This window comes from Pedomonas sp. V897 (genome assembly GCF_051304405.1).
Lineage (GTDB): Bacteria > Pseudomonadota > Alphaproteobacteria > Sphingomonadales > Sphingomonadaceae > Pedomonas.
Genome location: NZ_JBPPGG010000008.1, coordinates 44,814 through 69,443, shown reverse-complemented (window position 1 = coordinate 69,443; position 24,630 = coordinate 44,814). Strand labels below are relative to the sequence as shown.

At 68.0% G+C, this 24,630-nt stretch carries 19 protein-coding genes; 4 read left to right on the top strand and 15 right to left on the bottom strand.

Annotated features, from left to right (window positions below; translation table 11 throughout):
• The 9 genes from ACSJJU_RS14355 to ACSJJU_RS14315 all read right to left on the bottom strand — a co-directional run.
• The coding region (locus ACSJJU_RS14355) for an electron transfer flavoprotein subunit alpha/FixB family protein (protein WP_435914343.1) at positions 1-624 on the bottom strand (624 nt) is incomplete at its 3' end.
• Positions 621-1,370, bottom strand: coding sequence for an electron transfer flavoprotein subunit beta/FixA family protein (locus ACSJJU_RS14350; RefSeq protein WP_435914342.1), 750 nt, complete (start codon positions 1,368-1,370; stop codon positions 621-623). The genes ACSJJU_RS14355 and ACSJJU_RS14350, both read right to left, overlap by 4 nt.
• Before the next feature lie 174 nt (positions 1,371-1,544).
• Positions 1,545-3,776, bottom strand: coding sequence for a TonB-dependent receptor (locus ACSJJU_RS14345; RefSeq protein ID WP_435916270.1), 2,232 nt, complete (start codon positions 3,774-3,776; stop codon positions 1,545-1,547).
• A 188-nt stretch (positions 3,777-3,964) separates the two neighbouring features.
• A complete protein-coding gene (locus tag ACSJJU_RS14340) occupies positions 3,965-4,792 on the bottom strand; it encodes an SDR family NAD(P)-dependent oxidoreductase (protein WP_435916269.1) in 828 nt (275 codons plus the stop codon).
• A gap of 75 nt (positions 4,793-4,867) precedes the next feature.
• Complete coding sequence (locus tag ACSJJU_RS14335; RefSeq protein WP_435916268.1) at positions 4,868-5,674, bottom strand: enoyl-CoA hydratase/isomerase family protein; 807 nt, start codon at positions 5,672-5,674, stop codon at positions 4,868-4,870.
• A complete protein-coding gene (locus ACSJJU_RS14330; protein WP_435916267.1) occupies positions 5,671-6,717 on the bottom strand; it encodes an NAD(P)H-dependent flavin oxidoreductase in 1,047 nt (348 codons plus the stop codon). The genes ACSJJU_RS14335 and ACSJJU_RS14330 overlap by 4 nt, the downstream gene beginning before the upstream one ends.
• A gap of 25 nt (positions 6,718-6,742) precedes the next feature.
• Positions 6,743-7,624 (bottom strand): SMP-30/gluconolactonase/LRE family protein, encoded by an 882-nt coding sequence (locus ACSJJU_RS14325; protein ID WP_435916266.1) that lies wholly within the window; start codon positions 7,622-7,624, stop codon positions 6,743-6,745.
• A gap of 39 nt (positions 7,625-7,663) precedes the next feature.
• The gene (locus ACSJJU_RS14320) at positions 7,664-9,064 is read right to left on the bottom strand and encodes an aromatic ring-hydroxylating oxygenase subunit alpha (protein ID WP_435916265.1); all 1,401 of its coding nucleotides are present in this window, start codon (positions 9,062-9,064) and stop codon (positions 7,664-7,666) included.
• A gap of 44 nt (positions 9,065-9,108) precedes the next feature.
• Positions 9,109-10,479: an aromatic ring-hydroxylating oxygenase subunit alpha gene (locus tag ACSJJU_RS14315; RefSeq protein WP_435916264.1), complete on the bottom strand. Its 1,371-nt coding sequence runs from the start codon at positions 10,477-10,479 to the stop codon at positions 9,109-9,111.
• Between the two features lie 166 nt (positions 10,480-10,645).
• On the opposite strand from ACSJJU_RS14315, the gene ACSJJU_RS14310 reads away from it, so the two are divergent.
• Positions 10,646-11,356, top strand: a complete 711-nt coding sequence (locus ACSJJU_RS14310; protein ID WP_435916263.1) for a TetR/AcrR family transcriptional regulator — start codon at positions 10,646-10,648, stop codon at positions 11,354-11,356.
• Here ACSJJU_RS14310 and ACSJJU_RS14305 read toward each other — a convergent pair.
• The 3 genes from ACSJJU_RS14305 to ACSJJU_RS14295 form a co-directional block, all read right to left on the bottom strand.
• The gene (locus tag ACSJJU_RS14305) at positions 11,353-13,098 is read right to left on the bottom strand and encodes a sensor domain-containing diguanylate cyclase (protein WP_435916262.1); all 1,746 of its coding nucleotides are present in this window, start codon (positions 13,096-13,098) and stop codon (positions 11,353-11,355) included. The two genes, ACSJJU_RS14310 and ACSJJU_RS14305, sit on opposite strands and share 4 nt — an antisense overlap.
• A gap of 118 nt (positions 13,099-13,216) precedes the next feature.
• Positions 13,217-13,636 (bottom strand): GFA family protein, encoded by a 420-nt coding sequence (locus ACSJJU_RS14300; RefSeq protein WP_435916261.1) that lies wholly within the window; start codon positions 13,634-13,636, stop codon positions 13,217-13,219.
• Entirely contained in the window at positions 13,633-14,430 is a 798-nt protein-coding gene (locus ACSJJU_RS14295) for an SDR family oxidoreductase (protein ID WP_435916260.1), read from the bottom strand. Before ACSJJU_RS14295 ends, ACSJJU_RS14300 begins: the two co-directional genes overlap by 4 nt.
• A 919-nt stretch (positions 14,431-15,349) precedes the next feature.
• Here ACSJJU_RS14295 and ACSJJU_RS14290 point away from each other — a divergent pair.
• Positions 15,350-16,021 (top strand): TetR/AcrR family transcriptional regulator, encoded by a 672-nt coding sequence (locus tag ACSJJU_RS14290; RefSeq protein WP_435916259.1) that lies wholly within the window; start codon positions 15,350-15,352, stop codon positions 16,019-16,021.
• Between the two features lie 27 nt (positions 16,022-16,048).
• Here ACSJJU_RS14290 and ACSJJU_RS14285 read toward each other — a convergent pair whose 3' ends face one another.
• Together ACSJJU_RS14285 and ACSJJU_RS14280 are read right to left on the bottom strand one after the other, a co-directional pair.
• Entirely contained in the window at positions 16,049-18,001 is a 1,953-nt protein-coding gene (locus ACSJJU_RS14285; RefSeq protein WP_435916258.1) for an outer membrane protein assembly factor BamB family protein, read from the bottom strand.
• 59 nt (positions 18,002-18,060) lie between these two features.
• Complete coding sequence (locus ACSJJU_RS14280) at positions 18,061-20,367, bottom strand: TonB-dependent receptor (protein ID WP_435916257.1); 2,307 nt, start codon at positions 20,365-20,367, stop codon at positions 18,061-18,063.
• 251 nt (positions 20,368-20,618) lie between these two features.
• On the opposite strand from ACSJJU_RS14280, the gene ACSJJU_RS14275 reads away from it, so the two are divergent.
• Complete coding sequence (locus ACSJJU_RS14275) at positions 20,619-21,101, top strand: GAF domain-containing protein (RefSeq protein ID WP_435916256.1); 483 nt, start codon at positions 20,619-20,621, stop codon at positions 21,099-21,101.
• A gap of 35 nt (positions 21,102-21,136) precedes the next feature.
• Here the strand turns inward: ACSJJU_RS14275 and ACSJJU_RS14270 are convergent, their stop codons facing one another.
• Positions 21,137-22,381: an MgtC/SapB family protein gene (locus ACSJJU_RS14270; protein WP_435916255.1), complete on the bottom strand. Its 1,245-nt coding sequence runs from the start codon at positions 22,379-22,381 to the stop codon at positions 21,137-21,139.
• Between the two features lie 454 nt (positions 22,382-22,835).
• Here ACSJJU_RS14270 and ACSJJU_RS14265 point away from each other — a divergent pair, with 454 nt between their 5' ends.
• Positions 22,836-24,608: a DUF885 domain-containing protein gene (locus ACSJJU_RS14265; RefSeq protein ID WP_435916254.1), complete on the top strand. Its 1,773-nt coding sequence runs from the start codon at positions 22,836-22,838 to the stop codon at positions 24,606-24,608.
• Positions 24,609-24,630 lie beyond the last annotated feature (22 nt).

Here is a 24,630-nt window from a genome sequence, read left to right as displayed (position 1 = left end):
CTCGGCCGAACCCAGCGCCCGGCCGCCCGAGACCACGATCTTGGCCGAGGTCAGCTCCGGCCGGTCCGACTTGGACAGCTCCGAGCCCACAAAGCGCGACAGGCCCGCGTCGCCCTTGCCCGCAACCGTCTCGACCGCCGCCGCGCCGCCCGTCGCCGCCGCCTTGGCAAAGGCGGTGGTGCGCACGGTGATCACCTTCTTCGCGTCCGCCGACTGCACGGTGGCAATGGCGTTGCCCGCGTAGATCGGCCGCTGGAACGTGTCCGGCCCGTCCACCGAGATGATGTCCGACACCTGCGCCACATCCAGCAGCGCCGCCACCCGCGGCGTCACGTTCTTGCCGAACGAGGTGGCCGGGGCCACCAGCGCGTCATAGCCCGCCATCAGCTCCACGATCAGCGGCGCCAGGTTCTCCGGCAGGCCGTTGGCATAGGCCGCGTCATCCGCCAGCAGCACCCTGGCAACGCCCGCAACCGACGCCGCCGCATCCGCCGCGCCGCGCGCACCCGCGCCCGCCACCAGCACGTGGACCTCGCCGCCCAGCGCGCCCGCAGCCGTCACCGCCGCAAGGGTCGCGTCCTTCAGGGAATTGTTGTCGTGTTCCGCCAGAACCAGGACGCTCATGCAATCGCTCCCACTTCCTTGAGCTTGCCGATCAGCTCGTCAACGCTTTGAACCTTGATGCCCGCCTGACGCTTCGCCGGCTCGGAAACCTTCAGCGTCTTCAGACGCGGCGTCACATCCACCCCATAGTCCGCCGGCGTCTTCTCCGCGATCGGCTTGGACTTGGCCTTCATGATGTTGGGCAGCGACGCATAGCGCGGCTCGTTCAGACGCAGGTCCGTCGTCACCACCGCCGGAAGCTTCAAGGCCACCGTCTCCAGGCCGCCGTCCACCTCGCGCGTGACCGAAACCTCGCCCGAGCCCGGCTCCACCTTCGAGGCAAAGGTGCCCTGCGCCCAGCCCAGAAGCGCCGCCAGCATCTGGCCCGTCTGGTTGCTGTCGTCGTCAATCGCCTGCTTGCCCATGATCACAAGCTGCGGCTGCTCCTCGCCCACGATCTTCGCAAGCAGCTTGGCCACGCCCAGCGGCTCCGGCGACACTTCCGTCTTCACCAGAATGCCCCGGTCCGCCCCCATCGCCAGCGCCGTGCGCAGCGTCTCCGTCGCCTTGGCCTCGCCAACCGAGACCACGACAACCTCCGTCGCCACGCCCTTCTCCTTCAGACGAACCGCCTCCTCGACCGCAATCTCGTCGAAGGGGTTCATGCTCATCTTCACATTGGCAAGCTCAACGCCAGTCCCGTCCGGCTTCACCCGAACCTTCACGTTCGCATCAACCACCCGCTTCACGGGCACAAGAACCTTCATTGCCACCTCCGACATCCGGCGGATCGACGTTATCCGCGTACATGGGTTGGGATGCCCCACTCTACCGCAATGCAACAACTAGCGGCTTCGCTAGGTGGCCGGGTGAGCGGGAAGACCAAAAAAATTGCGCCGGCGGACAAGGTCCGCCGGCGCTCGCGTCATGTTGCAGCGCGATTACCAGTTGTAACGGAAGTCGATACCATACTCGCGCGGCGCCCCCATGCCGGCCAGAGCGAGGGTGCCCGGAATGTAGAGCTTCTGGGCGAAGTACTTCTCGTTGAACAGGTTGCGCGCCCACACGCCGAAGGACCAGCGCTCGCTGTCCGGCGTCCAGGACAGGTTGGCGTTGACCAGGTTGATGCGCTCGGTCTTCTCCTGCGGCAGGTTCGAGTAGTTGGTGTACTTCGGGCTGGTGTAGTTGTGCTGGATGAAGAACTTGCTCGTGCCCGGGCCGACCTCGAACTCGTAGGCCAGGCTCGCGCTCGCGGTCCACTTCGGCGCGTTCATCAGACGGTTGCCCGCATAGCTGACCGGGATGAGACCGGTGCCGGTCGGATCCTGCGTCAGGGTGTCATAGCGGGAATACTTGGCGTCCAGATAGGCACCCGACGCACTCAGCGTCAGACCCTCGATCGGCAGCGCAACGACTTCCACCTCGATACCGCGGGTCTTGGCCTTGCCCGCGTTGCGGATGGTGGCGCTGTTCTCGCCGGTGGCGAAGGTGAAGTTCTGCACCACCTGCATCTTCTTGTAGAAGTTGTAGAAGGCGGCGACGTTCAGGCGCAGGCGGCGATCCAGCAGATCGGACTTGAGGCCGATCTCGAACGAGTCCAGATGCTCGGGATCGAACGGACCGATGTCCTCGGCGAAGACGATGCGGCCGGTGAAGCCGCCCGACTTGAAGCCGCGGGCGTGGTAGCCGTACAGCATGACCTCGTCGGTGGCCTTGTAGTCGAGGCCGATCTTGTAGCCCACGTCATCCCACGACTTGGAGCCGGTGGCCACCACCAGCGTGCCGTCGAGCGGCACCTGATAGTCCAGATCCGCATGGCCCGACGGGTTGATGGACTGGGCCGTGGTGGAGCGCGCCTTGGTCTTCTCGTGCGAGTAGCGCACGCCGGCCTGGAAGCGCAGCTTGTCGGTCATGTCCACATAGAGCTGGGAGAACAGCGAGGCCGACCAGTTCTTCTGCCACTGGGTCTGCGGCTGGCCGAGGCCCGGCAGGAAGCCGTTGAGCGCACCGGCCTGGACCAGGTCGTACTTCTGGAGGAAGCCGAACGCGCCCACCAGCAGCTGCACCCGGTCGTTGATGTCGATGGTGTCGCGCAGCTCCTGCGAGACCTGGTAGTGATTGGTCTGGCGGCGGGTGTGCAGCAGGTCCGCCGGCGTCGAGTCATCGTCGCTGTAGAGATCCTGGTTATACTCGCGATAGTTCGTGATCGACACGATATCGCCGAAACCGCTCTCGATGTTCTGGGTCAGCGTCAGGCTGTAGGTGTTGCGGTTGTTCTGGTCCGGCAGGTTTGCCGAGTGGCCGCGCCAGAAGGTCGGCTTGCCCTTCTCGGTGCCGTAGCCCGGACGATACAGCACGGACGACGGATCGGCGTAGCTCACCGAGGTCTGGGCGCCGTTGCGGCTGCGGTTGTACTCGCCGATGAGGGTGGCGTCGTAGTTGCTGCCGTTGTCGAACTTCAGGTAGGCGCGCACGGTGGTCATGTCCGTGCTGCCGAGACGGCGGCCGTCGGTCAGGTTGCGGAAGAAGCCGTCATGGCCGCTGTGCAGCACGCTGACCTTGCCCGCCAGGTTGCTGGTGATCGGGAAATTCAGCGCCGCGTTCAGGTTGAGGCGGTTGTAGTTGCCGTAGACCAGCTGGGCCTCGCCGCCGAACTCGCCCGTCGGCTGCTTGGTGATCACGTTGATCACGCCGCCGGTGGTGTTGGCGCCGAACAGGGTGCCCTGCGGGCCGCGCAGGATTTCCACGCGCTCGATGTCGAACAGCGACAGCAGCGCGCCGGTGTTCACGCCCACCACAACGCCGTCCACCACCACGGACACGGTGGTGCCCACGTACGGGTCAGCGTCGTTCACGCCCACGCCGCGGATGGTGAAGACCGCGGAGTCGGGCGAGTTGGAGAAGGTGTTGATCTGCACGTTCGGCACGGAGTTGGCCATGGCCGCAACGTTGGTGATCTGCTGCTCCGCCAGCGCCTGGCCGGTCACCGCCGAAACCGAGATGGGCACGCTCTGCAGATTTTCGGCGCGCTTCTGCGCGGTCACGATGATTTCGCCAAGGCCGACCGGACTGGAGTCCTGCGCGGCGTCATCCTGCGCCACCGCAACACCGGCCCATGAAAGCGCCACGAGAGAAAGGCCGCCTGCCATGGCGGCACGATATTTAGCCAACATCTGACGTCTCCCCGATTGACGAATGGCTGAGAGGCACAGGACGGCCCGCCGCCACTTCTTGGTCTTCTCCGGTGTATGAAGAGTCGGCGGGAAATGAGCCTAGTGATTGTGCTAGGGAAGAACGGTGTTTGGTCTCCCGTTGCACTCCCGCCGCAGAGCTCCGGACTGAACCTCCCTGAACTTTCCGCCTAGAATTTCACGTGCCGGGTGAAGCCGCCGTCGACGACGATGTTCTCGCCCGTCACCCACGATGCGCGCGGGCTCGCGAGGAACACCACCACGTCGGCGATTTCCTCGGGACGCCCGAGCCGCTTGGCCGGATGCTTGGCGACGTTCTGCTCGTAGTAGTCCGGCATGGTCTGCTGGAGAAAATCCCACGAGCCGCCCTGCACATACGTCGGCCCCGGCGACACGCAGTTGGCGCGAATGCCCTCGGACATGTACTCCTGCGCCAGCTGCGAGGTGTAGTTGATGAGCGCTGCCTTCATGGCGCCGTAGCTCTGGCAGCACCCGGCGAAGGGATGGGATTCCACCGCGCTGATGGTGGCAATCTGCACGAAGCTCGCCGCGTCCGATTTCCGGAAATAGGGATAGGCCGCATCCCACATGGCCACCGCCGACAGCAGATCCACGTGATAGTTGAGATCCCACCCCCGGCGGTTGCGGGGAATGCCGCCCAGCGCGCTGGCGTTGGAGACGACGATGTCGATGCCGCCCATGCGCTCGGCCGATTCCTGCACCCAGCGCGTCACCTGATCCTGATCGGCGCAATCGACGACGGAGCCGTGCACCGTGCCGAACTGGCTGAGCGCCGCCAGCGCTTCCTCAAGGCCGTCATTGCGCAGGGTGTTGCTGACCAGATCGGGCGCGTCCGCGTTCGGGTCGCGCGACGACCGGCGGCGGGCGCAGATGGACACCTCCGCCCCTTCCCGCAGGAAGCGCTCGACAATGGCCCGGCCGACCCCGCGCGAGGCGGCGCTGACCACCACTTTCTTTCCCTTCAGCTCCAGATCCATAGCCTTGTCTCCCTCCCTCTCGGCCCTGCGGCGACGCAGGCGACGGCCCCGAAGGCGCGTTGTCGGTCTTTCCCGCTATTGCCCCCGGAACACCGGGCTGCGCTTCTCGGCAAAGGCGCGCGCCGCCTCGGCGAAATCCTCCGTCATCAGCCCCACCACCTGGGTGTGGTTCTCCAGTTGCAGCGCGGCCTCCAGGCCCGGCGCCTCCAGATTGGCCCACATCACCTGCTTGCTGTGCTTGACCGCATAGGGGCTGTTGGCCGCGATCTGGCGCGCAACGCCCAGCGCCGCCTCACGCAGCGCCGGACCGTCCGCCAGCTGCGTGACCAGCCCGATGCGCAGCGCCTCCTCCGCCTCGACCGGCCGGCCGGTGAGCATGATCTCGAAGGCGCGCCCGGCCCCCACCAGACGCGGCAGGTGATAGCTGATGCCGCACTCGCCCGCCGTGATGCCGATGCGCACCGCGCCGATGAGAAACCGCGCGTCCGCCGCCGCCACGCGGATGTCGGCGGCAAGGGCAAGCCCCAGCCCCGCGCCGACCGCGACGCCATTGACGGCGGCGATGACCGGCTGGCGCACCCGGCGGACCGCCAGGATGAGCCCGGCGAAGGCTTCCTGCAGGCGCATCCATGCGACGGCGCCCTTGGCCTCCCCGCCCTCCGGCAGCACGGCCTTGAGGTCGAGCCCGGCGCAGAAGCCGCGCCCCTCGCCGGTGAGGACGATGACCCGGCACTCCGGGTCCGCATCCAGCCGCTCCAGTTCGGCGCGCAGCGCCTCGACCATGGGCACGGTCATGGCGTTGAGGCTGCCGGGACGCGCCAGCCGCACCAGCGCGATGCCGGGCTCCGGCGTTTCCGTGACGAAAAATGCGCTGTCGCTCATGGCTGCATCTCGCATGCAAGGCCGGCGGCCTGCGCCGCGCTGTCCTGCGGTTCGAAAAATCCACTGGCCGTGCCCAGCGCCCGCTGGCAGTCCGCCACCATGCGGGCGATCAGTTCGGCACAGGTGGGCACGTCGCGGATGAGGCCGACCACCTGGCTCGCCCAGACGAGACCGCCCTCCACGTCGCCCGTCTCCAGCGCCTGCCGCCCGCGCGCGCCGGCGACCAGGTGGCGGATGTCGTCGAACGTGCAGCCGCCCGGCCGGGTCTCGATGGCGATCACTTCCTCCGCCACCGCATTTTTCAGCACGCGCCCGGTGTTGCGCAGGGTGCGGAAAATGAGGCGGGTGTCGCGCTCGCTGGCGTTCACCAGCGCCTGCTTGATGTTGGCATGGAGCGGCGCTTCCTGCGTGGCGCAGAAGCGGGTGCCCATGTTGACGCCTTCCGCGCCCAGCGCCAGCGCCGCCGCCATGCCGCGCCCGTCGCCGATGCCGCCGGAGGCGATGACGGGAATGTCCAGCGCATCGACCGCCGCCGGGATCAGCACGAGGCTCGCCACGTCATCCTCGCCCGGATGGCCCGCCGCCTCGAAGCCGTCGATGCTGATGGCGTCCACGCCCATGCGCTGGGCGGAGAGGGCATGGCGCACCGCCGTGCACTTGTGAACGATGACCGCGCCCACCGATTTGGCCCGGGCGATGAATTCGGGCGGCACGCGCCCGGCCGTCTCCAGCACGCGCACGCCGCCGTCCAGCGCCGCCTCCAGATACGCCGCATAGGGCGGCGGGCTGGCGGTTGGCAGCATGGTGAGGTTGACGCCGAACGGCTGATCGGTGAGCGACCGGCAGCGGCGGATTTCCTCCGCCAGCGCCTCCGGCGTCGGCTGGGTCAGCGCCGTCAGGATGCCAAGGCCGCCCGCGTTGGAGACGGCGGAGGCCAGCTCCGCGCGCCCCACCCACTGCATGCCGCCCTGGATGATGGGATAGCGCGTGCCAAGCAGCCGGGTGACCCGGGTCGTCATCGACTTCGGGGGGGTGGTCGTCATCGGTTTTGTCTTTCTCCTGTCGCGCTCAGGCGCGGGCGATGAGAGCAGCGTCGAGGCGGGTGCGGCCTTCCCGCAGGCCCGGAACGTCGGTGCGCAGGCGCGCCAGCCCGCCCGGTCCGGCCTCGCCGCCCAGCGTGCCGAGGCCCACATACAGCTCGGTCAGATCCTTGCCGCCAAAGCCGAGGCCGGTGACGGCAAGGCCGGGGAAAGTGACGGTGCGGTCGATCACGCCATCGGGGCGGAAGCGGATCACCTCGCCCGTTGACCAGCACGCAACCCAGATGCCGCCCTCCTGGTCCACCGCCAGGCCGTCGCAATCCTCCCGCGCCGCGAACAGCACGGGATTGCGCGGCATTCCGTCCGCGCCGATGTCGTAGGCCCAGATGCCGCTGAGCGAGATCGAGTGGTAGAAAATCCGCCCGTCCGGGCTGAAGCCCATGCCGTTGGAGACGGCCACGCCCTCGCGCAGCACCGTCGCCTTGCCCTCGGGCGACAGATGGAACAGCACGCCCGGCTGGGGCGGCTCGCCGCGCTCGAGAATGGCGGGGAAGTCCACCGTGCCGCCGAACAGGCCGCCCCGCCCGTCCGCCTCGATGTCGTTGACGGCAAGGACGGGCTGGCCGTCGATCTGCGAAAGCAGGGGGCGGGCGACGCCCGCGCCCGGGGGGACGACCGCAAGGCCGCCCCGGCCGGAGCAGACGACGGCGCCGCTCTCGTCGAGAACGATGCCGCCGACCCACAGCCGCTCCGGCAGCACGGTTTCCACCCCGCCCGGCCGCCAGCGGTAGATGCCGCCGCCGGTCAGGTCGCTGAAACAGACGCTGCCGTCGTTATCCGCCCGCGGCGCCTCGGCAAAGACGAACCCGTCCGCCAGCGTCTCGTGCGCGATCATAGCCGCCTCGCCCATCGGCCCTCCCCCCGTTCCTTGAGCGCCTTTGCGCGCCGGTCAGTCCGCCAGATACTTGTCGAGCGTCTGGTGGAACTGGCGGACGCGGATTTCCTGATAGTTGCCGAGCTGCACCTCGCCGTTCTTCGAGGCCTTCAGGCCTTCCTGAACGTAGGGCAGGTTTTCCATGTCCTGATCGAACACGTCGCCGAGGATGCCCAGCTCCTTGGCCGTGGACCAGGGCTCGTCCGCGCCCAGCATCTTCATCGGCACCGAGCGCGGGATCGGCTGGCCCGGCGGCACGCGGGTGAGAATGCGCACCTCCATCAGGCAGTGATCGGGATCGCTGCCCGGCCGCCAGCGGTAGACGATGTTCGGCATGAACCCGCCCCACGGCGCGAAGTTCGGGAACACGTTGTAGGTGAAGGCGTCGAGCAGTTCGGAGTCGGTCGCGTGGCTGTGGTCGTGACCGAACATCTGGGTGTACTGCTTGCGCGCCGCCTCCGCCAGCGCGCGGCGGGCGGTCAGACCCTCCGGCACCTCGACGCGCAGGCTGGCCTCGCCGTCATAGTTGTCCGCCGAGCGGCCGTTGTATTTGACGAACTCGTCGACGATCCACTGCTGGCTCTTGCCCTCCGGGTCGATGTGCGGGGACATGACCGCGAACGGCGTGAAGGCCACGTTCACGTTGTCGCCGTAGATGTTGTAGCGGGTGTTGGCATCGCCCGTGAACGGCAGCAGCTGCGGGTGGGTGACCAGCGCGTGCCAGGCCTCCATGAAGGCCTCCGCCGTCACCTTCCAGTTGGCCGGCACCACCTTGGCAACCCAGATGGCGGTGGTGCACTCCTCATGCCTCCAGCGCTTGAAGTGCTCCGGCAGCGGCGCCAGGAATTCCTCAAGGCTCGGGCCGCCCGGCTCCTCGCGCAGGAAAATATAGCCGCCCCAGCGGCCCACCTCGGGCTCGGGCAGCTTCATCTTTTCCTCGGTCAGGTGCGGGAAGTCCCAGCGGCAGGGAATGTGCTTCAGGCTGCCGTCCGTATTCCAGGTGAAGCCGTGGAACGGGCACTGGAAATCCGCCGCCCAGCCGCTCTCCGTGCGCAGCTTGCGGCCGCGATGGAGGCAGACGTTATGGAACGCCCGCACCGAGCCGTCTTCCTGACGCACGATGAGGTAGGAGCGGCCCGCGATCTCGTAGACCACATAATCGCCGGGCTCGGGCAGGTCTTCCTCGCGCGCCGCGAACTGCCACACGCGCGGCCACATCTTGCGGTTTTCCAGCTCCATGAATTCGCGGCTGGTGTAGCGCTCCGCCGCCAGCGGCTCGGACCCGCGATACTCGTAGGCGTCCTCCTTCATGAACTCGGGGACGGGCCGGGTGTCGGTTGCCATGATGTCGTCCCACGATGTCCCGGGGCAGCGGGGAATCTGGGCGGAGCGGTTGGCGGGATCGCGGTCTGACATGGGTATTCCTTTTTCCAGTATGGGCCCGGACGCGAAGGCTCTGACTAGCGGTTCAGGTAGAAATCCAGCGTCTCGTGCAGATGCCGGATGCGCGCTTCCTGATAGCGGGCGAGAGTCTCCGCGCCCTTCTCGCTGGCGTACATGCCCTCACGCTGCCACCGCATGATGTCGGTGTCCTGGTCGAGCACGCTGGCAAGGAACGGATCCATGCCGGGCACGGTGGTGTAGCTTTCGTCCTCACCGATCTCGACCACTTCAGCAACGGGCGGCTCGGAACCATCCGCCGGTTTGGGGCGGAACACCAACTGGTCAAAGTAACAGTGATCCGGGCTGTTGCCGACCGGCCGGTACTGCTGGAGCAGGCGCAGCGCCACGCCCGCGTAGAGAAACACGTTCGGGAAGAGATGATACTTGATGGAGTCGATCATCTCCGGCACCGACAGGTGGGAGTAGTCGTGTCCGTAGCTGTTCCTCATGGTCTCGCGCATCTGCTCTGCCATCACCGAGCGGGCGGTCTTGCCCTCCGGCACCAGACGGCGCTCGCTCACCACCGAGCGGTCCGACACCAGCATCCGGTCCAGCAGCTCCTGCTCCGACAGGTTGAGCGGCGAGGTGGGGCTGGGGCTCGCCATCGGGCAGAGGTCGCGGCTCACATGGCGGCTGAAGATGTCGTGCTGCATGTTGTGGTCGCCCACCACATGGGTCATCTCCGGGTGGGCAACCGGCGTGTGATAGGCCTCCATGAACGCCTCGATCGCCACCTTCCAGTTGGCGGGCAGGCGCTTGCGCACATGGGTGTGGACATACCAGTTGGTCATGTCCCAGCGCTTCCAGTGCTCGGGCAGCACTTCCAGATACTCGAGCAGCGGCGGAGCGGAGCGGTCCATGTTGATGAACACGAAGCCGTTCCAGCTGTCCACCTGCACCTCCGGCAGGCGGGCGGCCTCGTCCTTCACGTGCGGGAAATCCCAGCGGCAGGGCAGGTTCTTGAGGGTGCCGTCCAGGTTCCAGTCCCAGCCGTGGAAGGGGCAGGCCAGACTCGGGGTCCAGCCGCTGCTGTTGGACGGCTTGAGCTTGGTGCCGCGATGCAGGCAGCTGTTGTGATAGGCCTTGAGGCTGCCGTCCTCCTGCCGGACGATCAGAATGGAGCGGCGGCCGATGTCGTAGACGTAATAATCACCCGGCTCGGGCAGGTGCTCCTCGCGGCAGGCGTACTGCCACACGCGGCGCCACATCCGCTCCATCTCCAGATCGAAGAAGGCCTGGCTGGTGTAGCGCTCGAAGGGAATATCGGCGGTGGACTGGGGCGGATTGGACTGAATCGACAGGGGCTCGGGCACGGGGCCGTCCCGCAGGGCGATATCCTGATAGCTGGGACCAGGGCACCGGGCGGCCGGCACGGTTGGCGTATCCATCTCTCTTTTCTCCCCACCGAATTAGAATTATGATTCTATTTTTCGGATAATGCGGGAGGCAGGGCGATCCGCAACCTGTGACTTTGAACAGGACGCGGCCCGGCGCGCGGCCTGATCTATAGGCAGTGCCGGGAGATCATCGCCGGAAGACTGCGGGGCCACGGGCATGAGCCAGCTCATCAAGCGCACAAGCGACATCGCTGTTTACGAGGACAACGACTGGGTCGCGCCGCCCCGGCAGAGCCGCAGCCGCGCCTCCATGGAAAAGGTGCTGCGCGCGGCGACCACCCTGTTCACCGAGCAGGGCTTCGAGGAGACCTCCATCGCCGACATCGCCCGCGCCTCGGGCGTCTCGATCGGCGCCATCTACAACCGTTTCGCCGACAAGCAGGCGATCCTGCTCGCGATCATGGAAGGCTACCGCCGGGTGCGGTTCGAGCAGATCACCGAGATGGGCCGGCCCGAGCGCTGGGTGGGCAAGCGGGCGGAGGACATCGTCGCCTTCCACATGGAGATCATCTTCGGCGCGTTCCGGCAGGACGGGGGCGTGCTGCGGCTGATGGAGCGGCAGCGCATCGTCAACCCGGTGATCTATGACCAGGTCCACCGGGGCAACGCGCTGGTGGTCTCCACCATCGCCCGGCTGCTGGAGCCGCACGCGGCGCGCCTCGCCCACCGCGACGTGGAGGGGGCGGTGCGCTACCTGCACAACACGATCCGCAGCGCGGTGGTGTGGGGCGAGATCCCCCTCACCCGCCGGCCGGACGCGCCCCTTCAGGCGGCCAGCGACGCCTTCAAGCGGGAGGCGCTGCGCATGAGCCTCGCCTACCTCGGCCTGCCGACGGAGGCGGCGGACCGGATGGAGGAGACCCGCTAGCCGGAGCGCGCCGCCGGGCGGGGGCTGTCGGGCTGCGCCTCCCAGGCCACATTCACCCGGTTGCGGCCCGCCGCCTTGGCCGCGTAGAGCGCAGCGTCGGCGCGGGAGAGAATGGCGTCGAGCGAGGTCTCGCTACGCAGGAAATTGGACAGGCCGATGCTGATGGTGACGGGAATGGTTCCCCCGTCCCACGGCACCGTCAGCGCCTCCACCGCCTGGCGCATGCGCTCGGCCGCGCGGAGCGCCTCCTGCGCGTCCACATTGACCAGCAGCGCCGCGAATTCCTCCCCGCCCCAGCGGCACATGAAATCGGACCGGCGCAGGGTGGCGTCCAGACACCGCGCCACCGCCCCCAGCACCGCGTCACCCGCCGCGTGGCCGTAGGTGTCGTTGATGCGCTTGAAAAAATCGATGTCGATCAGCGCAAGGCAGTCGTGATCGTCATACCGGCGCGCCCGGAGCAGCGCCTTGGTCGCCTGCTCGGTGAAATGCCGCCGGTTCCACAGGCGGGTCAGCGCGTCGGTCGTCGCCACCTCAAACAGCTTGCGCTCGGTCTCCATCCGCTCGGTGATGTCGGTGGCGATGCCGAGATAGCCCAGATGATTGCCCTGCTCGTCGGCCAGCCGGGTCAGCGCCAGCTCCACCGGCAGACGGCTGCCGTCCTTGCGGATGTAGGTCCAGACCTGAATGTCCGGCTCGCCCGACGGGGCACGGCCGTGAAATGCCTCGTCGATGGAGGCCTCCCGCCCCAGCATCTGGCCCATGGCCGTGCGGCGCTCCTCCACCTCCACCGGGTCGTGAAGCAGCAGGGGCGTCGCCTTGCCCACCATCTCCTCGGCCGTGTAGCCCAGGAGGCGCTCCGCCGCCGCGTTGAAGCTGCGGAACACCAGATGGCGGTCCACCGACAGGATCATCTGGTGCGCGCTGCCGAGAATCGCCTTCTGGAGCGCATGGGCCTCGGCCAGCGCCCGCTCGGCGCGCTTGCTCTCGGTGATGTCCCGCACGAACCAGATGCGCACGCGCCCCAGGCTGTTTTCGTCGATCAGGCTGCGGCTGAGGAGCTGGTAGATCTTCCCGCTGCGCAGCTCCAGCTCCTCGCCCGCCAGCTCGGCGCACGGGCTGCGATTGAGGGCGTCGATCTTGCGGCGGGCGGCCTCGGCATCGGCAAGCTGGGCGAAGATCAGCGGAAACACCCGGTCCGCGCCCTGGCTCATGTCGGCGTCCGTCAGGCCGAACAGCTGGCGGAACCGGGCGTTCCAGCTCAGCATCCCCCCGTTCGCATCGGTGATGAGGATGCCGTCGGGAGACAGATCCTGCTGGGCCCGCAGCAGGAGATTCTGGTACCGCACCGCCTCCTGCGCCTGCCGCTCCTGCGTCACGTCGATCGCGGTGCCGAGCAGGCGCACGACCGCGCCCGCCTCGTCCCGCACCGGGTTGAGCGCGACGCGCAGCCAGCGCTCGCCCCCGGGCGACGTCAGCGCCGTCTCGAACATCACCGGCGCGCCCGCCAGCCAGCACTGGTGAAAATAATGGCGGAACACCTGCCCCTGCTCCGGCGGGGCGATGGCGGCGCAGGGCTGGCCGCGCAGATCCCCGGCGGAGAGGCCGAGAACCGCCTGCATCTCCCGGTTGGCGTAGAGGATGACGAAGTCGTCAGGGCCCGTCACGCCGACGAGAAAGGTCGGCGTGCCGATGCTGTCCATAAGCCGCTCCAGGTCGGCTCCGCTCAGGCGTGCAAGCATGATCTGGCCCAGTGAGGATCAGCAACGCGCAAGGCTCGATGCCCGAGCCGCGCACTCTGTAACGCACGAGAGGCGCACTCCGCCGCAGCGCAAACCGCACGCGGCCCGTGTTCCGGGGCTATTCCTGCTCCAGAAGCTCCGCGTCGGGCGGCAGCGGCAGCCACGGATGGGCGCGCTTGACCCAGTAATGGGTGGTGGGCCTGAGGTCCGACACCTCGTCGAACGTGCCCGCCTTGACGAAGATAACGCCCTGCTCGCGGGCCCGCTCCGTATCGGTGAGCACGGGCGAGCCGCAGCGGCCGCAGAACTGGCGGAACACGGTCTGGCCGCTGGTGCCCCGGTCCTCGTAGACCGTGAGCTGCCCCTCCACCCGCAGCTCGGTGCGGGGGAACACGGCCACCACCGACAGGGCGCTGCCCGCCTGCTTCTGGCAGTTCCGGCAGTGGCAGACAACCGTTGCCAGCGGCCGCGCCGGGGCGACGTAGCGCACCGCGCCGCACAGGCAGCCTCCGGTGCGGGTGGGCTGAGTGTTGCTCATCTCGCAGTGTATCCTCCATCCAGAACCAGCTCCGCGCCGTGCATGGCGCTGGCCTCATCCGACGCCAGAAAACGGACGCCCGCCGCGATCTCCTCCGGCTCGGAGAGACGCCCCAGCGCATGGGCGCGCACCGACAGGGCGCGGGCCTGCTCCGCCGACTCGACGACGCCCAGTTCGGCGAAACGCTCGAAAATGGTCTGGACCATGGACGTGTTGACCCCGCCCGGGTGGACCGAGTTGACGCGAATCCGGTAGCCCAGCGCGCTGAACTCCAGCGCCAGCGCCTTGGTGAGCATCCGCACCGCACCCTTGCTGGCGCAATAGGCGGCGTGAAACTCCGCCCCCACCAGCCCGGCGATGGAGGACATGTTGATGATCGAGGCGCCGCCCGGCCGCCGGGGACCGCTCTCCCGCAACAGCGGCAGCGCCTTGCGGATGCCGAGAAACACGCCGTCCACGTTGACCGCCTGGCACTGCCGCCAGGACTCCAGCGTCATCGCCTCGAAGGTCTCGACGATATCGACCCCGGCGTTGTTGACCAGAATGTCGAGCCGGCCGTAGCGCCCGCTGATGTGCGCCATCACCCGGTCCCAGTCCTCCGGGCAGGTGACGTCAAGCCGCAGCTGCTCCGCCGCCGGGTGCGCGCCGGGCCCGGACCCGGCGTCCGACGACAGGCCCCGGTCCGCGCCGAGGACGGTGGCCCCCGCCTCCGCCAGCGCCGCGCAGATGGCCCGGCCGATGCCGCGCCCCGCGCCGGTGACAAGGGCGACGGTTCCCTCCAACGATCGCGCCATGACGGCTCCTTCCCCCACTGCCGTGCCGAGGAAAACTGTAGCCGCCCCGGGCGGCCCCACACCTGCGATAAAGGTGAGGCGGGCGCACCCTCACCGGAAGGCCCGGGCGTGGTCATTCGGGGGAGGAGGAAGGGGGGGAGCCTGTCCGCCCTTTCGCCTGCCTTGCGGCCTGTTGTGTCTGTTCGGTCTGTTCTGCCTGGTCTGCCTGTTTCCTTTCGGTCTCGGAGAAGAAGTGCCGGTGGTTGAGGGTCTTGGTGTCGGGAGGTCAGGGTTTGTCAGGGGGGCGGAGCCAAACGGGTTTTGTCATACGTCTGCCACGCCATGGGTCAGACGCAGGGGCCAGGGACCTCGGTCTATGGCCCGGATGACGCAGAACGCGGTGACGCGCACGACCCTCAACCATTTCAACCGGCGTGCAAAGGCAGCCATTCTGCTGCCCAACCCTGAGCACTAGAACCGACCCGATGCGCGGAACCGGACTCGCCCTGCCCGCCGCGCCCTCCGCGACAGCGGTTCACCCCAGGCGGACTCCTGTCCCCTCACAGGCCCGATACGCCGCGATGTTCAACCGAGAGGACGTCTGTACACCCCGGCGTTGTGCCGGAGCGCCCCGTGACATTTCGCCCCGCGGGCGGGAAATACGCCCCGCTGCGACGGCCCCAGCGCCCCCGTACGGGGCCATCCCGCAGACGTCTCCCTCGAACTCCCCCGCGCGGGGGCGCGGAAGAGACGCATCGAAACGCAACCGACTCATCGCGACAGGCAGACGATAGGTTTTTGACGATTCCGTGTCAAGGGTTTTCCCTTTTATGGTGGTTCATTTCCTATCACGGCCGGTCGCAAGACGGTTTGTTCTGCTCTTTTTTTCGGGTACCGCCGATGCTCTGGCTAACCTGTAAGGCGTATGAAGGCGTCCATCATGAGTGAGCAGGCAATCATCGAACCCAAAGCCGACCGCCGGTTCCGCCGCCGCGGGGCCGAGCGCCATACCCAGCTGCTGGATGCGGCCGAATCCGTGTTCGCACGCAAGGGCTACTGGGGCGCCGGGCTTCGGGAAATCGCCGAAGTGGCGGAGACCAACCTGGGTCTCATCAACTACTATTTCCGCACCAAGCAGGCGCTGCTGGAAGCCGTGGTCTCCCGGCGGCGCGGGGACCTGCACAAGCTGGTGGACGAGCGCCTCGGCCAGTGCGACCCGGCGTCTCCCAGCTACGGGCGCGACGTGATCCGCGCCTTCATCGGCACCATCCTGGAGCTGCTCGGCAACCGGGGGCCGGGCTGGCGGAACTACCTGCGGGTGATCTCCCAGTTCCTCGCCTCCTACGACGCGCCGGAGCTGCACCAGCCCCTGCAAAGCGTGGACCGCACCGGCCAGCTGTTCGCCACCGCCCTGCGCCGGGCCTTCCCCGACCTCTCCGAGGCCGAGTTCACCGCCCGGCTCTACATCATCGAATCCTCGCTGACGTTTCTGGTCATCGACCGGGGCACGCTCGACAGGCGCGCGCCCGGCATTCACAGCGTGACGCGCCTCGACCAGTTTCTGGAGCCGCTGGTCGAGGCCTATTATCACACCATGAGCACCGGGCGCTGAACCCGTCTCCGGTTGCGCGCGGGCGCGCTACTTCCCGTCCACGGAATAGACGTGCAGCGCGTTGCCGGGCATGTGGAAGGAGAAGCCGTAGCCCGAGTTCACCACCACATGGCCATCGACGATGAGGGGGCCCGGGCCGCTCATGGAGCCGCCGCGGGCGACCATGCCGTTGGCGGTCTCGACCGGCCGGGTGGTGTCCACCTCCCAGAGAACCCGGCCGGTCTCGCCCTCATAGGCACGCAGCCAGCCGTCCATGCCGCCCGCGAACACCACGCCAGGCATGGCCGTCGCCGCCGCCGAGATGCCGGGGTCGCAGTATTTGCGCCCGCCGCAGGTGTCGGGGCTGAGCGCGCTCCACAGGATCTTGCCGGTGCGGGCGTCCACCGCGTGGAGGCCAGACCGGCCGGGCTCCTGGATGGGACGGCCCAGGCTGTCCTCCGTCATGTCGGTGATGGGCACGTAGATGCGCGTGCCCTCCGCCGCCATGCCGAAGTGGACGCCGCCCTGCATGCTGCCGCGCCCGACGCGGGTCTGCCACAGGCGCTGGCCCGTGTCCGGGTCGAGCGCCGTCATCATGCCGGACTTGGGCGCGGCGATGAGCACATCCTTGCCGCCGCCGATGTCGATGACGAGGATCGAGGCGGACAGGTCGAAGTCCGGCCCCTTCTCCACCGGGCAGTTGGGATGGTCCTTCATGACGCAGGTGGAGTTCCACGCGTCCCCCGCCAGCAGCTGGTGATGCCAGCGGCGCTTGCCGGTCTTCAGGTCCACCGCGAACACGGCGTCCGAATTGTCGTCGGCGGGCGAGGAATAGTTCTCGCTGCTGCCGTGGTAGAGCACGCCGCGCTTCAGATCGAGCGTCGGGCTGGTCCACACCGCCGCGCCCGACGGGCCGAGGATCGGCGTGCCGACCGCGGTCTTGCCCTGCTCGGTGGGCGGATTGGGCACGGTGAAGTGGGTCCACTTCTCGGCGCCGGTCTCGATGTCCAGCGCCACCACCGACCCCCGGAAGGTGCAGCACGCATAGTTGGGGTCCGCCGCCGTCACCACCTCCAGCGAGGAGACGGGCACGTAGAGCGTGTCGCCATGGAGCAGCGGCGTGCCGGTGATGGTGGCGTTGGCGTGGTCGTCCGGCCGCACGCGCCACAGCACCTGGCCGGTGAGCGCGTCCATGGCATAGACCCGGCCCATCAGGTCGCCGAAGAACAGGCGGGGATTGCGGGCCGGCTTCTGCCCCTCCGCCCACGGCTCGACCACGATCGCCGTGCGCACCTCGGCGGTGACCTTCGAGGTCCAGCGGGCGCAACCGGTCTCCAGATCGAAGGCGTAGATGGTGCCGTCCTGGCTGCCGACGAACACCGCGCCCATGGCCGCAACCGGCTGGGAGCGGGCGCGCAGCGCGCCGGGGAAGGCAAAGGACCACTTGCGCTTCAGGCGCGGCACATCCTCCTTGCCCAGCTTCGCCACGATCGCCGGGGTGAAGCGGCGGGTGTCATAGCCCCAGCCCACCTGTGCCGGCGGGCGGGTGAGATCGAACTCCGCCGCCTTGCCGGTGCACATCTGCGGGCCCGGCGCGGGCTTGTAGCTGGCCAGATCGGTGCGGGTCAGAAATTCGGTGATCTGGCGGCGCTCATCCGCCCCCAGATGCTCCGCCTGCTGCTGCATCACGCCCTCGTTCAGCGCGTGCAGAATGCCCTCGGGCGGCATCATTTCCAGAAATTCGCGGTGCGGCGCCTTCGGCACGCCGCCCAGATGGCACATGGCGCAGTTCTCCTCGAACAGCGCCTTGCCGGGATGGGTCTCGGGATCGAACGCCGCGTCGGGACGCTCGAAGCTGTTGACGTTCCGGTCCCCGTTCGGCGCGCCCGCGGCCACGGCCTCCTCCGGCCCCCGGCCCGTCGCCACAACGGCAACGCCCGCCAGCGCCAGAAGGGCAGGTCGGCTGGCGACCCGTTTTTTCAGCCCCTTGTCTGTCCGCATGTTCACTCTCCCCCGGACGGAGCGCGGGCCCGGCGGCGACGCCGGGCCCGCTCCATGCCCTACCACTTGACCTTGAAGCTCACGCCGTACTCACGCGGCGGCGCGTAGTTCACCAGGCCGAACACACCCGGCGCGTCGTAGACGCTCTGGATGTAGCGGTTGTCGAAGAGGTTGGTCGCCCACACGCCGATGGACCAGGCCTCGCTGTCCGGCGTCCAGTCCAGGTTGGCGTTGACGATGTGGGTCGGCTGCACCTCGGCGCGGCGCGCGTTGTTGATCGCCGTCAGATACTTGGCGGCGGTGTAGGTGTAGAGCACCCGCGCCCGCGCCTCGCCCGGGCCCACCTGGGCGGTGTAGGTCGCCCCCAGGGTCGCCTGCCACTTGGGCGCGTTCTGGAGACGCTCGCCCGCCATGTCCACCCGGGTGACGGTGGTGCCCGCCACCTGGTTGTAGAGGAACCGGTCGTAGGTGGCGTCGAGATAGGCGAGCGAGCCGTCGAGCGTCAGCCCCTCGGCCGGCAGCGCCTGCATCTCGAGCTCGAAGCCCTTGATCTCCGCCTTGCCCGCGTTGAGGATCGAGTTGCCCTGCACGGTGGTACCGGAGCCATCCTCCGTGAAGTAGATCTGGGCAATCTGCATGTTGCGGTAGCTGGTGTAGAAACCGGCCAGGTTGACGCGCAGGCGGCGGTCCAGCAGATCGGCCTTCACGCCCGCCTCGAAGGTGTCCACCTTTTCGGGGTCATACGGGCCGATGTCCTGCGGAATGCCGACGCGGCCCACAAAGCCGCCCGACTTGAAGCCGCGCGCCCAGTAGCCATAGAGCATCACGTCATCAAGCGCCTGGTAGTCGAGGCCCAGCTTCCAGCCCACGTTGTCCCACGACTTCTTGCCGGCCACGGTGAAGCCGCCCAGAGGCGTGTTGCCGGTGCCATCGAAGGTGGTCACGCCGCTCGGGTGGGCGGAGTTGTAGGTGCCCGCCACCATCTCGGTCTTTTCATGGGTGTAGCGGATGCCCGCCTGGAAGCGCAGCTTGTCGGTCACGTCCACGTAGCTCTGGGCGAACAGCGAGGCGGACCAGTTGTCCTGATCCTGGTTGTTCACCTGAAGCAGGCCCGGCGGCGGCGAGAAGGAAATGCGGAAGTCCTGCTGGTGATCGTAGTGCGTCTTCATGTAGAAGCCGCCCAGGATCACGTTGATGCTGTCGTTCACGTCGAACGCGGTGCGCAGCTCCTGGCTGAGCTGCCAGCCTTCCGTCTCGCGGCGGGTGTCATCCCGGCTGACCGGCGTGCCGTTCTGGTCGGTGTACTCGAACAGGTCGAACTTCTTGTAGCCGGTGATGGCGGTGATGTCGCCAATGGCGGTGTCGGACACGTTGAGGGTGAAGTTCACCCGGTAGGTGTTCATGTTCGACTTGTCGGGCACGCCCTCGAGCGCCGAGTAGTATTTGTCCGGCGCCTTGCAGCGGCCGCCGTCCGCCGGGCAGGGGTTGGCGTACATCGGCAGCTTGGCATTGTCGAAGCGGGTGCCGGGCGCCACATACCGCGCCTCGCCGGGGGTCGCGCCGTTCACCACGATCGGCGCGCCGTTGCGGGCGCGCACATATTCGCCCATGAGCGTCGCATCCACCCGGTCGTTGGGCGTGGCGCGCAGCGCGGCGCGGAACAGGGTGACGTTCCGCCGGCCCATGTCCGAGCCGTCGACGATGTTGGTGACATAGCCGTCGCGCTCGTTGTGCGAGATGCCGATCTTGCCCGACAGCTTGCCCTCGACCAGCGGCGCCTCCACCGTGCCGCTCACGTCGAGGCGGTCGTAGGTGCCGTAGCCGATCTCCGCCTTGCCGCCGAACTCGCCGGTGGGCTGGTTGGTGATGATGTTCACCACGCCGCCGGTGGTGTTGGCGCCGAACAGCGTGCCTTGCGGACCGCGCAGAATCTCGATGCGGTTGATGTCGTAGAGATCAACCAGCGCGCCCATGCTGAAATATTCGGGAACGCCGTCCACCATGATGGAGACGGTGTTGCCGGCATAGGGGTCGGACTCGATCACGCCGATGCCGCGGATGGTGTACACCGCCGAGTTGGGCGCGTTGGAGAAGTTGTTGATCTGCACGTTGGGCACGGTGCCCTGAAGGCCCTGCAACGTGACCGCCCGCAGGTTCTCGACCGCCTCGGACGTAACCGCCGTCACCGAAACCGGCACGGTCTGCATGTTCTCCGCCCGCTTCTGGGCAGTGACCACAATGGCGTCGAGACCGATCGACGCCGCCGGCGCCTCCGTGCTCCCCTGAGCCTGCACCGGCAGGGCAAACAACGCAACAAGCGGCAGGGCGCCAAAGCGCGCGCCGCCCCACAAAGAGCGAACTGTCATAAACTCCCCATCTCCCCAACAGGCCGGTGCCCCCTCAAGGCAACCGGCGCGCGGCTTTTTCGCGGCGTCTCTTGCGAACGCCCCACGGCAAACTCGCGTTTCTTGGTCGGCCGAGTAACTAACGTTTTGGATAGCCTGATTGGATGAACCGCCCCGAACGCGCCCCGCGCCGCGCCCGGCTTGCGGCGCGGCGGCGCGCGCCCTATGGACAGGGGCATCCCCCAACAGACATCACAACCATCGGATTGCCCATGTTCCAAGCCCCCGCCTACAGCACCGACAAGACCGAACGCTACGCCGAGCTGCTCAAGCAGCTCGACTCGCTGACGGACGGCGAGCCCGACGCGGTCGCCAACATGGCCAACGCCGCCGCCCTCCTCTACGAGGCCCTGCCGGACCTCAACTGGGCCGGGTTCTACCGCCTGATCGACGGCGTGCTGGTGCTCGGGCCGTTCCAGGGCCGCCCGGCCTGCATCCGCATCCCCGTCGGCCGGGGCGTGTGCGGCACCGCCGTGGCCGAGGCGGCCACCCAGTGCGTGCCGGACGTGCACGCCTTCCCCGGCCACATCGCCTGCGATTCTGCCTCGCGCAGCGAGCTGGTGGTGCCGATCACGGTGGAGGGCCGCATCATCGGCGTGCTCGATCTGGACAGCCCCCTGCCCGCCCGCTTCGACGCGGTGGACGCCAGGGGCTGCGAGGCGCTCATGGCGCTGCTCGGCCCGCGCATTGCCTGAAATCGCACGCGGGATCGCCAACGCCGCGCGCGGCCTTACACCACAAGAAGCGCCGCGCCGGCGGCGGCGAGCGCCGCCGCGCTGCCCAGCGCCACCGGGCGGCCGATCGGCGCGCCGCCCACCCAGAAGGCCATGACCACCTTGGAGAGGGTGTTCACGCCCGCCGCCAGCACAATCGCCTGAATCGCCGTGTCGAGGCCGAGCCGGCTGTCCTCCATGCTGGCGACGGAAATGGTGATGGCATCCACATCGACAACGCCCGACACCGCCGCCACCACCAGCGTGCCGGCGCTGCCGAACTGCTCCTGCACCACCTCCGACACCAGCATGATGACGCCGATGGCGAGCGCCAGCTTGATCGCCATGCCCAGCTCCAGCGGGTTGGCCGCCGGAATGACCGGGTGGGGATGGCCCGAGGTGTGAAACAGCAGCGCCAGCGCCCCGAGGGCCAGCACCACGCCGCCCGCCGCCAGCGGTGGCCACAGCGCCGGCAGGAGGGACGGATTGAGCAGGGTGGCGACGACACCCACGCGCGCCGCCATCACCACGCAGGAAATGAGGATGCCCGCCGCCAGCGGCCGGGCCGAGGCGGGCTCCCCCCGCCCCAGCCGCGCCAGCGCCAGGGTGGTGGCGGTGGACGAGGCGAGCCCGCCCGCCAGCGCCGCCATGACGATGCCCAGCCGCTGCCCGAACACCCGCATGGCCACATAGCCGCCAAAGGAAATGCTGGCGATGAGAATGGCCAGCAGCCAGATGCGCGCCGGGTTCACCGACTCCCACGGGTCGATGGTGCGGTTGGGCAGAATGGGCAGCAGCAGGAACGACATGGCCAGCAGGATCAGCACCGCCCGGATGTCCTCCCACCGCAGGGCGGCGATCCAGCGGTGCAGCGGCTCGCGCAGCGCCAGCAGCAGGGTGACGGCGACGGCGCAGCCGATGGCGATGTTCAGGTTGCCCATGACCGCATAGGCGCCAAGCACGAAGGTGAGCATACCCGCCACCACCGAGGTGACGCCCAGATCCCGGTTCACCTTCGCCTCCAGCCAGTGGAAGGCGGCAAAGGCCCCCGTGTAGCCGAGAAAAACCAGCCCGAGCAGCACCGGCCCGGCCACCTGCCCCAGCGCGCCGGCAATACCGCCCAGGAGCCCCGAGAGCGCGAAGGTGCGAAAGCCCGCGGCCCGCTGCTTCTCCTGCTCCCCGCGGCTGTGCCAGCCGCGCTCCAGCCCCACAAGCAGGCCAATAGCCAGCGCAACGGCGAGACGGGTGGGCAAGCTGTCCATGATGTCTGAACGAACCTCCAAAGAAAAATGCAGGATCCCGGACCCCGGAACCTTACCCCATCGCCGCCCGAAAAGAGACCACCGCCGGGCCGCTTCCGGAAAATGTCAGCCCCCGCACTAACAAAAAAGCAATAACATGGTTGACGGGTTATTTTCTGGAACGTCATAAATATCTCCCGGGGGAAAAATGTCCTTGCAGGGCTCTGCGGGGACGGGAGGATTTCCGAGGGGGCAGGCCATGGATCCATCCCGGACAGACCGGCCTTGCAGGCTGGTACGTGCCCGCCCGATCCCGGGTGAGGGCTTGCGTCCGCGTCCCATGTCGCGCCCGCACCCGATTCTGCCCCCACGCTGCGACCACGCACCCCGGGCTTCCCGCACGCCCCGGCATTTCCCGCATCCGCCGCATCCGCCGCATCCACCGCATCCCGTGATTTTTTGAGGAGTCGTCCGCATGAACCGGTGGCGCACCAGCTTTCTCGCATTCGGCCTGTCCCTTGCAACCGCGGGCCTGCCCGCAGGCGCCTTCGCCGCCGATCCGCCAGAGCAGCAGCTGCGCGCGCTCTACGAGGCCGACTGGGCCGAGCGCATGCAGGAATCGGGCATGATCCCGGATGGCAACGGCGACTTCGTCGCCTCCGACCGCCTGCCGCGTGTGGACCCCGCCACCTACGAGCGCCGCGCCGCCCGCGCCCGCGACATGCTGGCCAAACTCGACCGCATCCCCCTCGACCAGCTCTCGAACGAGGACCAGGTCAACGCCGCCGTGTACCGCACCATTCTGGAGCACACCCTCATCGAGGCCCGGTTCCGCGAATGGGAAATGCCGTTCAACAGCGACAGCTCGTTCTGGATTTACCTGAGCGCCCGCGCCCCGTTCCGCACGGCGGAGGACTACCGGCACTACATCGGCCGCATGCGCGATATCCCGCGCTATTTCGACGAGCAGATCGCCAACATGCGCGCCGGCCTCAAGCGCGGCTTCTCGGTGCCGCGCGTCACGCTCAACGGGCGGGACCAGACCATCGCCAACTACGCGGTGAGCGATGTGGAGGCGAACCCGTTCTACGCCGCCTTCAAGGACATGCCCGCCACCATCCCGGCGGAGGAGCAGGCGCAGCTGCGCGCGGCCGCGCAGGCCGCCATCCGCGACGCCGTGGTGCCGGCCTATACCAGGCTGCTCACCTTCTTCCGCAACGAATACCTGCCCAAAACCCGCACCACGCTGGCCGCCACCGCCATGCCCGACGGCAAGGCCTACTACGCGGCGCAGATCCGGAAATTCACGACGCTCGACCTGACGCCCGAGGAAGCCCACGCGCTCGGCCTCAAGGAGGTTGCCCGCATCAAGGCGGAAATGCATCAGGTGATGCGCGACAGCGGCTTCACCGGCACGCTGGAGGAATTCCTCCACTTCCTGCGCACCGACCCGCAGTTCTACGCCAAGACGCCCGAGCAGCTCCTGCACTACTCGGCGTGGGTGGCCAAGCGGGCGGACGCCACGCTCGCCGACACCATCGGCACCCTGCCGCGCAAGCCCTTCACCATCGTGCCGGTGCCGGACGCGCTGGCGGCCTTCTATACCTCCGGCCGGGGCGGCCTTGGCGCGTGCATGATGAACACCCACAACCTGCCGAGCCGCCCGCTGTTCCATATTCCGGCGCTGACGCTGCACGAATGCGCCCCCGGCCACAGCTTCCAGGCGGCGCTGGCCAAGGAGCAGCCGGAACGCCCGGCCTTCCGCCGCACCACCTATTTCTCCGGCTACGGCGAAGGCTGGGGGCTCTACACCGAATGGCTGGGCAAGGAGATGGGCATCTACCGCACGCCCTACGAGCACTTCGGCCGCCTCTCCTACGAGATGTGGCGCGCCGCGCGCCTGGTGCTGGACACCGGCATCCACTACTACGGCTGGTCGCGCGAGAAGGCGATCGACTACCTCACCAACCACACCGCGCTTTCCGCGCACGAGGTGGAAACGGAGATCGACCGCTACATCAGCTATCCGGGCCAGGCGCTGGCCTTCAAGCCGGGCGAACTGACCATCCATCGCCTGCGCGCCGAGGCCGAGCAGCAGCTGGGCCGGAATTTCGACAAGCGCCGCTTCCATGACGCCTTCCTCGCGCTCGGCTCGGTGCCGCTGCCGGTGCTGGAGCAGCAGATGCGCCGCTTCATCGAGAGCGAGAAGGCGCGCCTCGCGCAACAGGCGGCCGCCGCCCATCCGTGACGGGGGATCTTTCCGGAAACCA

Bases quoted from the DNA above. Each gene is read 5' to 3' on its own strand.
- ACSJJU_RS14350 (WP_435914342.1), bottom strand. From the start codon at position 1,370: ATGAAGGTTCTTGTGCCCGTGAAGCGGGTGGTTGATGCGAACGTGAAG.
- ACSJJU_RS14345 (WP_435916270.1), bottom strand. From the start codon at position 3,776: ATGTTGGCTAAATATCGTGCCGCCATGGCAGGCGGCCTTTCTCTCGTG.
- ACSJJU_RS14340 (WP_435916269.1), bottom strand. From the start codon at position 4,792: ATGGATCTGGAGCTGAAGGGAAAGAAAGTGGTGGTCAGCGCCGCCTCG.
- ACSJJU_RS14335 (WP_435916268.1), bottom strand. From the start codon at position 5,674: ATGAGCGACAGCGCATTTTTCGTCACGGAAACGCCGGAGCCCGGCATC.
- ACSJJU_RS14330 (WP_435916267.1), bottom strand. From the start codon at position 6,717: ATGACGACCACCCCCCCGAAGTCGATGACGACCCGGGTCACCCGGCTG.
- ACSJJU_RS14325 (WP_435916266.1), bottom strand. From the start codon at position 7,624: ATGGGCGAGGCGGCTATGATCGCGCACGAGACGCTGGCGGACGGGTTC.
- ACSJJU_RS14320 (WP_435916265.1), bottom strand. From the start codon at position 9,064: ATGTCAGACCGCGATCCCGCCAACCGCTCCGCCCAGATTCCCCGCTGC.
- ACSJJU_RS14315 (WP_435916264.1), bottom strand. From the start codon at position 10,479: ATGGATACGCCAACCGTGCCGGCCGCCCGGTGCCCTGGTCCCAGCTAT.
- ACSJJU_RS14310 (WP_435916263.1), top strand. From the start codon at position 10,646: ATGAGCCAGCTCATCAAGCGCACAAGCGACATCGCTGTTTACGAGGAC.
- ACSJJU_RS14305 (WP_435916262.1), bottom strand. From the start codon at position 13,098: ATGCTTGCACGCCTGAGCGGAGCCGACCTGGAGCGGCTTATGGACAGC.
- ACSJJU_RS14300 (WP_435916261.1), bottom strand. From the start codon at position 13,636: ATGAGCAACACTCAGCCCACCCGCACCGGAGGCTGCCTGTGCGGCGCG.
- ACSJJU_RS14295 (WP_435916260.1), bottom strand. From the start codon at position 14,430: ATGGCGCGATCGTTGGAGGGAACCGTCGCCCTTGTCACCGGCGCGGGG.
- ACSJJU_RS14290 (WP_435916259.1), top strand. From the start codon at position 15,350: ATGAGTGAGCAGGCAATCATCGAACCCAAAGCCGACCGCCGGTTCCGC.
- ACSJJU_RS14285 (WP_435916258.1), bottom strand. From the start codon at position 18,001: ATGCGGACAGACAAGGGGCTGAAAAAACGGGTCGCCAGCCGACCTGCC.
- ACSJJU_RS14280 (WP_435916257.1), bottom strand. From the start codon at position 20,367: ATGACAGTTCGCTCTTTGTGGGGCGGCGCGCGCTTTGGCGCCCTGCCG.
- ACSJJU_RS14275 (WP_435916256.1), top strand. From the start codon at position 20,619: ATGTTCCAAGCCCCCGCCTACAGCACCGACAAGACCGAACGCTACGCC.
- ACSJJU_RS14270 (WP_435916255.1), bottom strand. From the start codon at position 22,381: ATGGACAGCTTGCCCACCCGTCTCGCCGTTGCGCTGGCTATTGGCCTG.
- ACSJJU_RS14265 (WP_435916254.1), top strand. From the start codon at position 22,836: ATGAACCGGTGGCGCACCAGCTTTCTCGCATTCGGCCTGTCCCTTGCA.